This window comes from Peptoniphilus gorbachii (assembly GCF_016908115.1).
Classification (GTDB): domain Bacteria; phylum Bacillota; class Clostridia; order Tissierellales; family Peptoniphilaceae; genus Peptoniphilus_A; species Peptoniphilus_A gorbachii.
Window position 1 is genome coordinate 95,977 of record NZ_JAFBDH010000002.1, and the last position, 12,246, is coordinate 108,222.

The window sequence follows — 12,246 nt, forward strand, 5'->3', positions numbered from 1 at the left end:
CGTTTACTATCAACAGCATTGACACAAACTTAACTTCATTAAAATCTAAAGTCTTAAGTTCTTATTCTTTAGATATTCCTAACTATTTTTATTTATTTTTTCAGTTTACTAGAAAAATTCATTGCTTTACCAACCCTAAATGTTATTAATTTCCACCTTTCCTTAATTTTATATTTTTTTGAATTCTATTTCAGCTAACTTTTGTGAATAAAAAAGCACTAGAATTCTAAAATTCTAATGCTTGTCTCTAAAATGAATCAACATATCCTAATTCACGCACTTTATCTATCATTTCTTGGTAATTTCTAACGCCTAACTTTTGATATATTCGTGATAAGGATACTGCCAGACTTCTTACATTCGTATTTAGTTCTTTAGCTAACTCTTTCCTTGATAGTCCGTTTGAATATAGTTTAACTATATGAATTTCACTTTTTGTTAATGGTTCTAACATATGATTATCTTCTGGAAAGATCGCTTTGCCTTTCAAGGCGATAGATTTTATATCTTCTATTAGCTTAGATGTCTCTTCTTCTTTAGAAATAAATCCTTTACATCCAATTCTTTTTGCTCTTTTAATATAAAAGTCTAATTTATACGCTGTTAATATTACAATTTTTAAATCTTCATACTTATTAATCAATTCTTCAGCCACATCTAAACCATTTATCGTTCCTTCGATTCCTGTTAAATTAATATCTATTAGTAACAAGTCATAATTAAAGATGGATTCATTGATACTAAGCTCCCTAACATTATTAACTATATCTACAGATATAGATTCATCTGTTTCTAAGCTCATTTTTAAAGAAGTTGCGACCATTTTATGATCTTCTATTAATAAGATTTTCATTTACTACACTCCTCTCTATTGGAACTTCTATTTTAAATTCTACAAATGATTCATCTAGTTCATTTTGATTATTGGAAAAATTAAAATCAAATTTTCCGCCATATTCTCGCAAGTTCAATCTCAATATATTTAATCCTATATTTCCCTCTACTATTTTTTCTTCATCTTCTAAATAATCCCCATAATTTTTTATTGTAAGATGAATCTTATCTTCTAAAATTATAAGAACAACGTCTGTACTATATCCTTTTGAATGTTTTAGTGCATTTATTAATAATTCATTGATACATTTGTAAATCAATTCAGCATATGGACCGGGTAGATCTATATTCCTATCACATTCAAATTCTATAAGCATTTCATTATCTAAATACATATTTTCTATATCAACTATAAGTCTGCTATATGCGTCATATAGAGAGCTATAATCATTTAGCATTGGATTAAATGAATTTATTTCATGGCGAATCAAATCGTTTAACTTATCCAGGTTTTCTATAATGTATTTTTTTCCAGAGCCTGAAAGATTATCTTCTATCCACCTTCTTATAGCTATTATAATCTGTAGAATGTCATCATGTAAAAATGTCTGTATCTTTAAAGTATTCAGTTTTTCAATTTCTAAATTTCTATGCTTTTCAACATAATAGTTATCCAACATCTCCTCAAAAGTTATATAATTGGATTTTTTATGTTTTTCGAACAGGCTAAATTCTACCAAAAACATAAAAAAGCTTAAAGAAAATAGTATCACTCCTGAAAAAGATAATAATATGAAATAGAGCATCAGAGATAAAATTATAAATTCAGGAAATATTTTTTTCAAAGAACGGGATAAAAATAATAAACCGCTTTTGATTTTTGTCTTACTAATCCTATACAGCAATATAGATTCAATGAAGATACATGTAAACAGTTGATACTCACTTATAGAAACAAGACCCTCAGCTTCATACTTCTTGTATAGGAAAAAAGCTATTATAAATAAAGTTTGCAATATTATAATTGTCTTACTTTCATATTTTCGAATGTTTTTATCATTTGAATAAAATATGATTGGAGTCAATAATAAAATAATCACAACATAATCAAATATTGAAGATGCTAAATAAGTATTGAATTTCATCATTATTATTGATATGGTAATCCCCATTGTTGTAATTAATGGAATGAGCTTAATCCTACTCAACGAGTTTAAAAGATTGAAACTTGCAAATAGTATCAAGCTATAGAGTAATAGTTCGATATACTTTCCTATCGAAAGATTTCTTAATATTCCATCTTGTAAAAAAATGAAAATAATAAATAATTCAACAACTAAGCTATGCATTAGTATATAATTTTTTTCAGTATTTAACACGCATATAATATAATCTAAAAAGTTTATAACACTTAGTAAAAATACTATTACAATTCCCATATCTAATGAATACTGATATCTTATGAATGATGCTAAGGGGATGAACAAAATAAATTGCAATAATATATGTGTAATTAAAATGAAATTTTGTTTTTTCATCCTGCCCTCCTTTTAAATTTTAAATCCGATAATCTTTATCTATATAAAATTTGATTTTCTTACTTCCGAAAAAAGCTCTATTAAAATTATACATAAGATTCTGGTATCAATTACAAATTTCAATATATTGTAATATTTTTGTGTTTCTATTTTAACTTCAGCTTTTAATACTATTATAGACGTATTAAGATATAATTACAGCTAACTTTTGTGTATCATACCTACCGTAATTTTATAACATCACAATATAAATATGACAAAAAAATAAAGGCAGTCTTAAGACTGCCGATATTTATCTCTCTGCACCTTTGCTATGGTCTTTCTTATTTGACTTAGTTTTGTCATCTATCTTAAAGCTTTTTATTTGCCCTAATATGGAAATTTTATCTTTATCTTGACTCTTTACTTGTTCTTTTGCTTGTTAATTTCATTATTACTCTTTTTCATTATCATACTCAAGTAAATCACCTGGTTGACAATCAAGCTCCTTACAGATGCTCGCTAAAGTGTTAAACCTTATGCCTTTGGCTTTTCCAGTTTTTAATATTGATAAATTTGCTTCGGTTATCCCTATCCTTGCTGCAAGCTCTTTCGATGTCATATTTTTCTTTTTTAACGCTTGATCTAGATTTATAATTATTTGATCTTTCATTTTCAAATTATACTTTCCGAATCTTCTTTTAAGGATTTTCCTGTATCAAATATGATCATTGATGAAAATGCTATAACCATAAAAATTATATTCGTTAAATAGTCCTTAATAGTTAAATTAAAAACACCGCTAACATTGTCAACTTTAAAATAATTGAAAACTAGCTTAGAAATAATTTGACAAGTTGTCAAAATTAGAATAGCTATTAAAATGTTTTTCGAATATTTTGAATTTAAGTCTGAAAAATAATCTTTCTTCTCTAAATTCACTAAAATCTTCTCAAATTTATCCAATGAGAAACCAGCAACAATTAATATCATAAGGGCACTCAAGCATGAATAAATAATAAAAGGAAGTGAAACTTCTTGTAGATTAAATTGATAAGATTCAACTACTTGTATTACATCATCTTTAAAAATCAGAGTTAATACACTTCCAAGCAAGGTAAAACCTGCTCCTAAATATGAGATATATCTTAAAACCTTAGATAATATAATCGCTATTTTAAAAATAAAACTCTTCATAACTTCTCCTCAACACTTTTGTTTATCTATTATCATCTACATCTTTCCATTCTTGTACTCTATCCTTCAAATAATTTAAATCTTCTTTAGAAAGTTCCCAGGTTAATGCAGATGGCATCAAGGGCATTCCCTCCATTGTAATATATGGATAATTTTCATAAATATAGAAATCTATCTTTGTAGCTTTTTTATCCTCTCTCTTGCTGGTTAATAAGAAGTGGTAAGACTCTATTGCATCATCTGGTATTTCTTTAAAATAATCGTCGAAGTTTTTATCATTAATATTTCCTACACTCATTCCTATCAAATTACCAAAGTAATCTAGAACTTCTTGTTCTTCTGTTTCAACAATTTTTTTATTGTTAGAATCAAATATTTCAATCTTTTCTTCTTTTTTACTACTTGTTTGTTCTGTTGTAGTATTTGGACTACAAGAAGTTAAAACTATAGAAAAAACAAGAAAAATAACCATTATTAAAAATTTTTTTCTCATTATAATCCTCCCCATCGAATTATTGTAAAACGATAATTATCTTTATTTATTATTGTAAAACAATAATTTTGGTTTGTCAATATCATTCGTAATGATTTAAAATTTATCGAAGTCTTCTTGTGTAGCTACTTCCTTGTATTTATAGTCGTTATTATTCTTTTCTGTAAACATATCATTTACAAATCAAATTGTTAGTAGGGATAAATCAGAACCAGAAAGACCAAGTTCCAATGCTCTTAATAGAAACAATGGTGTAGTAGTTGGTCTTTCAGTTAGTCTTGCTTTTTAGGGACTTATTCCGTCTTTATGTTTAGCCCCCATAATTCAATTATTTGAGGCAGAATTTTAAGACTCATTTAGAACTTTGTTAAAATCCGATTTTTCCATCAAAATATTTGTTCTAAGAGTTCTGGAATAAGAACGATTTCTAAGTCCCCGTCATATCTCCATAGGCTGAACAATTTGTATAAGTATTGTTCATATCGTCCAGATTGAAGACTGCCGATATTTACCTCTCTTTACCTTTGCTATGCTCTTTCTTAGTTGACTTAGTTTTGTCATCTGTCTTAAAGCTTTTTATTTGACCTAATATGGACTTTTTATCCTTATCTTGACTCTTTACTTGTTCTTTTGCTTTTAAGAGCTTAGAAGACAAAATACGGACATTCTTATGTTCCTTTCCGTTGTTGTCAATGCTTGTTTTTACTTGACCAAATATTTTAACAAAATCTCCTTGTTTTAAGTTCTCTAAATCTTTTGTCTTATCTCCATAGGCTGAACAATTGTTATAAACTTTATTCCCATCGTCATCTTTTGAAACAATTGAAAAGTTGCTTACCTTGAACTTTTCTCCATTAGCATTTTCTCTTTCAAGATTTTCTACTTTTCCAGCTATATTGCCAACGAGATTTATAAGATCATCTTTTTCTTCAAAATCACTTACATTTTCAACAATCTTACCTTGTTCTTTCATATCATCAATCATATAGTCAAAGTCATCATTTAATAGACCTGTTGTGTCTTTGATCATAAATAAAACATAGACTTCTTCAAGTGCCTTTTCATCATTAACGCTTTTTTCTATACTCACAAGTGCTTTTATAAAATCCTTGTAATTATTATTCATCATTTCTTCTAAGTTTTCTCTAATATCTTTGTATTCCATAATTTCCTCCTTGTATTAAATAAGGAGGAAATTCTTGGAAGTCTAAACTGCAATTTGATATAGACAGAATGATTAATAAGTCTAAAACGTGGGAAGAGTTTTTAGAAAATATGAAAGCTCTTGATTATGAAATTAAGTTTGGTAAACACATTGCTTTTTGTCATAAAGATAAGCAAAGATTTACAAGAACGAAGACTATCGGAGAAGATTATACTGAAGAGAAAATCAAAGAAAGAATAGATTTAGCTATTAAAAACAAAGCTAATCCTATTAAAAAACGTGTAGGAAATGTTATTGATATATCTACTAATGAAAAAGCACAATCTTGTAAAGGCTATGAAGTTTGGGCAAGAAAACACAATATCAAAACAATGGCTGATTCAATAATTAAATTAAGAGAACAAGGCATTAAATCAATTACCCAACTCGATGACCTGATCAAAAAATCTGCTGATGATAGACAAGACTTGTTAGATAAAATAAAGAAAATTGAAACTGAAATGAAGAGTTTATCCCAAGATATGGAAAATATAAATACTATAAATAAGTATCGTGAAATATATAAATACCACAAGAAAAATCCTGAGGACAAACAATTTGCAGAAGAATATTATAGCGAACTTTCCGTCTACAAAATAGCTGCTAAAGAAATTTTAGAAAACTATAAAAAACTGCCAAACACAAAAGAAATACTATCAAACCTCGATAAATTACAAGAAAAAAAGAACACCCTTATGCAAGAGTATTCTTCCTCAAAATCCACTATGGATGAGTTTTATAAGATACGAAAAAATTACGGAATTTATATGGATAAGGAGATGGAGAGATAGTGTCCTCTCCTCTTTTTAAAATTACTTTCAACTTATTTTTCCAACTATATTCTTTTGCTAATTCTTTTCTTTTTGCCAACTTTCATGCCCTTTAATATTTTATATGAAATAAAGCAACAACCAAAATTTACAAGTACACTAATCGCAAATTCCAACATGGATGTTTCATACGCTCCTGACAAAATAAACACAGATGATATTGGATAAATGGCTCTTAAAATTTCCTTTGAGGCAAAAAATATTCCCACAAAAGAGTATATCTCAGCGATAATCAGAGCTATCCAGTAGCTCCTTTTAACAAGTCCAATAAGTGCAATAATTGGAGATATTACCATAAAAACGCTTATTCCAGTTAATACATATACAACAAAATAGTGAACTACTTCACTCATATTTACTGCGTGTAAATGCAATACCGCTTCTATAATTAAGGATGCCGTAAATAGTATTAAATAAACAAAAATACTACCTAATAGAGTAATTATCATTTTTGCAGTAATCATATTACTCTCGTCTATCGGTATTAGCCTTAATGATTTCAGTACATCTTCTTGTTCCTCACGACAAATAATATATCCTCCAAACAATGCTATCAAACTTGGCAAGACAAAATATGTGGTCAAAGAATGCACCTGTAAAATATACCATCCAAATGTGTCTATATACTTTTCCCCACTAAATGTAAATTGTCCTTGAAGAAAAACAACTCCCAAAGTCATTATGAGTGCAAATACAAGCAAAAATATCAATTTTGATCTGTGAAGTTTTTTATATTCAGCTAATAAAAGTGTCTTCATTTACCATCCTCTCCTTTTCAATAATAATTTTGTAACTATTGTAAATCCGACGACCCATATCCCTATACAAAGAAGAGAATAAAATATATTTATATCCTGATTTAATATTATTCCCGGGACATCCCTCAAAACAATTGCTGTAGAGCTTGATAATGGGTGTATATACATATTAACCATTAAAATTACAAATCCCGAAAAGGCATAAACAATCGTAATGCAAATCGGTAAAATGTATTTTTTTGTTAAAAATGCGATAGATAAAATAGGCAGCATGGAAACTGATAAAAGTCCACTAATCTCAAAACACTTTCTAATGAGAAAAATCAACAAAAAATGATCCATCTCTATATAATGAATAATTCTTCCAAAAAGAAGTGTAAAGAGAATTGATAAACCCATAAAGACTAAAGTATATAAAAACACAATTATAAATTTGCTAATTAAAAGCTTCGTCTTTTGTATCGGAACAATCCATAATGCTTTAAAAGTGTCATTTTCATACTCCATAGACACAATCATTGTGGAAAATATTCCTAATATAATTGGTAAAATCAGCCATAAATTATAACTAAAGATTGTCCATTTGAAATATTTCATTGCATTGTCTGAAAGGTCTATATTCCCAAAGTATATAGTGGCAAGCAATGGCATTAAGAGTGTTGCCAGAAACATCATCCAAACAATCTTTTTCCTTTTCAATTTAAGAAACTCTACTTTAACTAAATTAAGCAATTCCCTCTCCTCCGGTTATCTTCTTGAAGTAATCTTCCAAAGAATCATTACAGGTTTGTGATGAAGCCACCGATATTCCATTCATAACTAATGACTTATTAATTTTTGCCATATCTAATCCGTGACTATATATCTTTACATGATTATTATCTTCAACAGAATAGTTGGTTATTCCGAACTCTTTTTCCAACACAATAGTCGTCTTTGATACATCAGACACTTCCAACATAATATACTTTCTATTTTTTTTATTTAATTCTTCCATGCTGCTTTCTTCTAAAAGAACCCCTTTATCTATAATGCCAACTGTATCAGCGAGAAGTGTTATTTCAGATAAAATATGACTGGAGATTAAAATTGTCTTTCCTTTTTTTATACTTAAATCTTTTATAAAATTTCTAACTTCCGCTATTCCAATGGGATCTAAGCCATTTGTCGGTTCATCTAAAATTAAAACCTCTGGATCATGTAAAATTGCATTAGCAATCCCAAGTCTCTGCTTCATTCCTAAAGAGTAATTTCCGAATAGTTTCTTATCTTTATGTGGTAAGCCAACTACTTCTAAAGCATTTTTTACCGCATCAGGGAAAGCCGTTCCTCTAAGCAGTGCAAATATTTCCAAATTCTCCGTCCCTGTAAGATTAGGATAAAATCCAGGTGTTTCAATAATCGCACCAATTCTTGGATAAATCTTTTTCTCATTACCTTTTATATTTTGGTTAAAAACACTTACTTCACCATTCGTAATATCAGTAAGTCCCAGTATCATCTTCATAATAGTGGTCTTTCCTGCTCCATTTCGTCCTAATAGCCCGTATATAGAACCTTTTTCAATGTGTAAATTTACCGAATTTACAGCCTTTTGTTCTCCATACACTTTTGTTAAATTCTTTGTTTCAATAATATAGTTTTTCATTTTCTTTTTTCTCCTTAATAATTTTGTCTTTTCATAGATTTTATAGAGAACACAAAAAATAGTGTTCCAATTGTTAAAATATGTAACAAACAACTAAACTGCGATGCATTTAACGAATATCCACCTATACTGTTTTCTACCATTTCTTTGGCAGCCGATGATACATTTTGATAAACCCCTAATAAACTTGCAAGCGGATGTATATGAACTAATATCGAAGCTCCAAATATCCCAATTCCTAAATAAAGCAAGCACATAGAAATAGGTAAAACATAACTCTTAGAAAAAGTAGCAATATAAATTACCGGAAGCATTGCAATCGGAATTAATAAAGCTGCAAGCATATATAATATTGCTGCCTCTTTTAATGTAATTAAATTAAAATCTACGAATCCGGCACTTAATACTGCACCCAAAACTGATGACATATATGTTAATACCATCAAAAATATAGTCAGTAATTCTATCAAAATAAATTTCGCAAAAAATACTTCAAATCTACTAACCGAAGTTATTAGTACATTCTTTAAAGTGTCATTCTTCCTTTCGTCAAAAAATAACATTGTAGAAATCATTCCAATTACGATTGGCAAGAACACAAAAGTTATATTCTTAAACGCTAAACAATATAAGTCTCCAAAACTATCCATGATAGGACTTTCTCTTGAAATTGAAAATGCTCTTTCAATTGCAAACAAATTCAAGATAACAGTTAGTATAATAATACCTATCAAAATTTTACTTCTCTTCCATTTTTTTATTTCAGCTTTTATCAAGAACATATCGCACCTCCTTACAATAAATATTATAAATGATTAACCTTGCCATAATCTTGCGACACCCTTGTTTTTATCTTGTTTCAATAAAAAAAGCCCCAAAAGGGGCTTTCTAAATCATCTACTTACATTGCAAACTCCACAGTAAAGACAGTTTTTATGTTAGGTATACTACTTACCCTTATTTTGGCATTATTCACTCTTAACAATTCTTTAGCAATTGATAAGCCAAGTCCCGATCCTTTTGTTAATCTTGAACTATCTGCCTGATACATCCTATCAAATATATATGGTAAGTCCTTTTCACTTATACCATTTCCATTATCTAAAATCATCAAAGTAGCTTTTGTATCCGATTCTTCTAATTTCAAGTGTACTCTATCACAATTACTGTGAATAATAATATTGTTTATAATATTGTTTAAGCTCCTAAAATAGGCATTTTCATCTATCTTTATATAGAATTCCTGTTCCGGAATTTCAATTTCATAACTTATATGTTTTTCTTCAAAAATAGGAATCCAGTCGCTTATCACATTTCTTGTTAATTCATTCAGGTCTTTATCTACAAAAGAAAACTTCCATTCTCCTGAATCCAACTTTACCCAATCAAAGAGTTTTTCTACAAAATCCTTCAAGTAATGTGCCTTACTTAAAGAAATTTTTATATAATCTTCCTTCTCATCTCCCGTAACAATTCCCTCTTGCACTGCTTCCAAATACCCGACCATAGATGCTAAAGGAGTTTTCACATCATGAGACAAACTTGTCATAAGCGATTTATACGCCTGTTCTGACTGCTTTTGTTCTATTAGCTTGTTCTGACTTTGTAGAGTTATCTCATTTATATCATGACAGATCTTTTCTGTAGTTTCATTTTTCTTAATTAAAATTCTGCGATTGTAATCACCATTTTTTATATCAACGAGTACTTCCTGAATACTGTTTATTTCTTTTTTTATGTTGGTAATTTTTTTTAACAAACAAAAAATTACAAATATCAATAATAAGATTATGATGATTTTTACATCCATATATCATACCCCCTTACTAAAACGATAACCCACGCCCCTAACTGTCAAAATATAAGTTGGTTCTTCAGGGTTAGGCTCTATTTTTTTTCGAAGCTTACTGATAAAAGACATGATATTACTATCATCAAAAAGATAATCTTCTTCCCAAACATTCGTATATATTTGTTTTTTTGTAAAAATCCTCCCTTTATTAGACGCAAGAAAATACAATAAATCAAATTCTTTATTTGTTAATTCTATGTTATTATCACTTATTTTTACAATTCTATTTTCCTTATCTATTTGCATACCATCTATTGTGAGTATATCAGACTGGTCTGTGCTTTTCTGATTGAAATCTATATATCTACGAACCATAGCTTCAACTCTTGCCTTAAGTTCATTTATATTAAATGGCTTTGTCAAATAGTCATCAGCACCTTGTTTAAGTCCATAAATTTTTGAATCATCATCAGACTTCGCAGTCAGCATTAAAACCGGAATAGTGCATTCTTCCCTTATCATCTCCAGAACTTGAAACCCATCAAAATCAGGAAGCATAATATCTAATAAAATCAGACACAAATTATTTGCATTTCGTATTTTCTTATATCCGTCTAATCCATTATTGGCAATATCAACAGAATATCCATCAGTACTTAAACACTTTTTAATTAAATTACATAATGCAATATCATCATCTATAATTATTATCTCTCTCATATCTCATAACTCCATACTTCTTATTCAATATAATTATCATCAAAGGAAAATACATCATTCGGTGTACAATCTAAAGACTTACATATTTTTTCTAAGTTTTTAAGTGTTATAGGCTTATTTTTTCCCATCTGTGCCATAACATTAGTGGTAATCCCTGCCATAACTATTACATCTGTTTTCTTCAAACTTTTCTTCGCCAATAGTATCCATAATGGTTTATAATTCAATGCCATACTAATCCTCTTTTCTTTGTAACGATTTTCGGAGTAATTATATCACTTTTATTGATTATATTCAATTTTTATTTGATTTTTAAAAGATTGTTTACAACCATTTTTTACATTTTGTCTTTATACAGATTTAATAAACTGAACAAAAAAAGAATACCCTTATGCGAGAGTATTCTTCCTCAAAAAAACAATGGACGATCTTTACAGGATACGAAAAAACTAGGAATTTATATGGGCAAGGATATGGAGAGATAGTGTTCTCTCCTCTTTTTTCCTCCAAACAAAAAAAGAGTCGGTGCAGTACTAAGACCACACCGACCATAAGTTTATCTTTCAGCTTCTTTTGATGTTTCTTTCTTTTCTTTAGGCTTTCCCTTATCTTCAGTCTGATATTTTTTGATTTCTCCAAGCACAGACTCTTTCTTTTTTTCTTGTCCTTTCATTTGTTCTTTTGCTTTTAAAAGCTTATAAAACAAAATACGGACATTCTTATGTTCCTTTCCGTTGTTGTCAATGCTTGTTTTTACTTGACCAAATATTTTAACAAAATCTCCTTGTTTTAAGTTCTCTAAATCTTTTGTCTTATCTCCATATGCTGAACAATTGGTATAAACTTTATTTCCATCGTCATCTTTTGAAACAAGAGAAAAGTTACTTACTTTGAATTTTTCTCCATTAGCATTTTCTCGTTCAAGATTTTCTACTTTTCCAGCTATATTACCCACGAGATTTATAAGGTCGTCTTTTTCTTCAAGTTCATTGGTATTTTCAATGAGCTTTCCTTGTTCTTTCATATCATCAATCATATAGTCAAAGTCATCACTTAGTAGACCTGTTGTGTCATTGTTCATATATAAAACATAGACTTCTTCAAGTGCCTTTTCATCATTGACACCTTTTTCTATGCTCACAAGTGCTTTTATAAAATCCTTGTAGTTATCATTCATCATTTCTTCTAAATTTTCTCTAATATCTTTGTATTCCATAATTTCCTCCTTGTACTAAATAAGGAGAGCTATTAGC

General features: G+C 28.8%; 14 protein-coding genes and 1 pseudogene. 1 reads left to right on the forward strand and 14 read right to left on the reverse strand.

Translation table 11 applies throughout. The features are described 5' to 3' along the window. Positions 1-247: 247 nt before the first annotated feature. The 6 genes from JOD41_RS02595 to JOD41_RS02620 all read right to left on the reverse strand — a co-directional run bounded on the left by JOD41_RS02595 (position 248) and on the right by JOD41_RS02620 (position 5,206). Complete coding sequence (locus tag JOD41_RS02595) at positions 248-853, reverse strand: response regulator transcription factor (RefSeq protein WP_205051471.1); 606 nt, start codon at positions 851-853, stop codon at positions 248-250. Further along, positions 825-2,372, reverse strand: a complete 1,548-nt coding sequence (locus JOD41_RS02600) for a sensor histidine kinase (protein ID WP_205051472.1) — start codon at positions 2,370-2,372, stop codon at positions 825-827. Before JOD41_RS02600 ends, JOD41_RS02595 begins: the two co-directional genes overlap by 29 nt. 433 nt (positions 2,373-2,805) lie before the next feature. Continuing rightward, entirely contained in the window at positions 2,806-3,024 is a 219-nt protein-coding gene (locus JOD41_RS02605; RefSeq protein ID WP_205051578.1) for a helix-turn-helix domain-containing protein, read from the reverse strand. Positions 3,025-3,026: 2 nt separating this feature from the next. Then, complete coding sequence (locus JOD41_RS02610; protein ID WP_205051473.1) at positions 3,027-3,548, reverse strand: DUF2975 domain-containing protein; 522 nt, start codon at positions 3,546-3,548, stop codon at positions 3,027-3,029. Positions 3,549-3,570: 22 nt separating this feature from the next. Next, entirely contained in the window at positions 3,571-4,041 is a 471-nt protein-coding gene (locus JOD41_RS02615; protein WP_205051474.1) for a hypothetical protein, read from the reverse strand. A gap of 508 nt (positions 4,042-4,549) precedes the next feature. After that, positions 4,550-5,206, reverse strand: coding sequence for a DNA-binding protein (locus JOD41_RS02620; protein WP_205051475.1), 657 nt, complete (start codon positions 5,204-5,206; stop codon positions 4,550-4,552). Between the two features lie 26 nt (positions 5,207-5,232). Between JOD41_RS02620 and JOD41_RS02625 the strand changes: the two are divergent. Next, positions 5,233-6,036, forward strand: a pseudogene (locus tag JOD41_RS02625) (relaxase/mobilization nuclease domain-containing protein); the annotation flags it as partial. A gap of 44 nt (positions 6,037-6,080) precedes the next feature. On the opposite strand, the gene JOD41_RS02630 reads toward JOD41_RS02625, so the two are convergent. The 8 genes from JOD41_RS02630 to JOD41_RS02665 all read right to left on the reverse strand — a co-directional run bounded on the left by JOD41_RS02630 (position 6,081) and on the right by JOD41_RS02665 (position 12,209). Beyond that, a complete protein-coding gene (locus JOD41_RS02630) occupies positions 6,081-6,833 on the reverse strand; it encodes an ABC transporter permease (protein ID WP_007891103.1) in 753 nt (250 codons plus the stop codon). Further along, positions 6,834-7,565: an ABC transporter permease gene (locus JOD41_RS02635; protein WP_205051476.1), complete on the reverse strand. Its 732-nt coding sequence runs from the start codon at positions 7,563-7,565 to the stop codon at positions 6,834-6,836. Then, positions 7,558-8,481: an ABC transporter ATP-binding protein gene (locus tag JOD41_RS02640; RefSeq protein WP_016648533.1), complete on the reverse strand. Its 924-nt coding sequence runs from the start codon at positions 8,479-8,481 to the stop codon at positions 7,558-7,560. The genes JOD41_RS02635 and JOD41_RS02640 overlap by 8 nt, the downstream gene beginning before the upstream one ends. Positions 8,482-8,495: 14 nt before the next feature. Next, positions 8,496-9,263 carry an ABC transporter permease gene (locus JOD41_RS02645; protein ID WP_019118535.1) on the reverse strand — a complete coding sequence of 256 codons (768 nt, stop codon included), beginning with the start codon at positions 9,261-9,263 and terminating at the stop codon, positions 8,496-8,498. 119 nt (positions 9,264-9,382) lie between these two features. Then, positions 9,383-10,291, reverse strand: a complete 909-nt coding sequence (locus JOD41_RS02650; RefSeq protein ID WP_004835597.1) for a sensor histidine kinase — start codon at positions 10,289-10,291, stop codon at positions 9,383-9,385. Between the two features lie 3 nt (positions 10,292-10,294). Continuing rightward, positions 10,295-10,993, reverse strand: coding sequence for a response regulator transcription factor (locus JOD41_RS02655; protein WP_004835594.1), 699 nt, complete (start codon positions 10,991-10,993; stop codon positions 10,295-10,297). A 20-nt stretch (positions 10,994-11,013) separates the two neighbouring features. Beyond that, the gene (locus JOD41_RS02660; RefSeq protein WP_004835609.1) at positions 11,014-11,178 is read right to left on the reverse strand and encodes a helix-turn-helix domain-containing protein; all 165 of its coding nucleotides are present in this window, start codon (positions 11,176-11,178) and stop codon (positions 11,014-11,016) included. Between the two features lie 371 nt (positions 11,179-11,549). Next, complete coding sequence (locus tag JOD41_RS02665; protein ID WP_004838414.1) at positions 11,550-12,209, reverse strand: hypothetical protein; 660 nt, start codon at positions 12,207-12,209, stop codon at positions 11,550-11,552. Between the last annotated feature and the right edge of the window lie 37 nt (positions 12,210-12,246).

Excerpts from the sequence above, each read along its gene's own strand:
- JOD41_RS02630 (WP_007891103.1), bottom strand. The coding sequence starts at position 6,833 with ATGAAGACACTTTTATTAGCTGAATATAAAAAACTTCACAGATCAAAA.
- JOD41_RS02620 (WP_205051475.1), bottom strand. The coding sequence starts at position 5,206 with ATGGAATACAAAGATATTAGAGAAAACTTAGAAGAAATGATGAATAAT.
- JOD41_RS02665 (WP_004838414.1), bottom strand. The coding sequence starts at position 12,209 with ATGGAATACAAAGATATTAGAGAAAATTTAGAAGAAATGATGAATGAT.
- JOD41_RS02655 (WP_004835594.1), bottom strand. The coding sequence starts at position 10,993 with ATGAGAGAGATAATAATTATAGATGATGATATTGCATTATGTAATTTA.
- JOD41_RS02650 (WP_004835597.1), bottom strand. The coding sequence starts at position 10,291 with ATGGATGTAAAAATCATCATAATCTTATTATTGATATTTGTAATTTTT.
- JOD41_RS02600 (WP_205051472.1), bottom strand. The coding sequence starts at position 2,372 with ATGAAAAAACAAAATTTCATTTTAATTACACATATATTATTGCAATTT.
- JOD41_RS02610 (WP_205051473.1), bottom strand. The coding sequence starts at position 3,548 with ATGAAGAGTTTTATTTTTAAAATAGCGATTATATTATCTAAGGTTTTA.
- JOD41_RS02605 (WP_205051578.1), bottom strand. The coding sequence starts at position 3,024 with ATGAAAGATCAAATAATTATAAATCTAGATCAAGCGTTAAAAAAGAAA.
- JOD41_RS02645 (WP_019118535.1), bottom strand. The coding sequence starts at position 9,263 with ATGTTCTTGATAAAAGCTGAAATAAAAAAATGGAAGAGAAGTAAAATT.
- JOD41_RS02595 (WP_205051471.1), bottom strand. The coding sequence starts at position 853 with ATGAAAATCTTATTAATAGAAGATCATAAAATGGTCGCAACTTCTTTA.
- JOD41_RS02615 (WP_205051474.1), bottom strand. The coding sequence starts at position 4,041 with ATGAGAAAAAAATTTTTAATAATGGTTATTTTTCTTGTTTTTTCTATA.
- JOD41_RS02640 (WP_016648533.1), bottom strand. The coding sequence starts at position 8,481 with ATGAAAAACTATATTATTGAAACAAAGAATTTAACAAAAGTGTATGGA.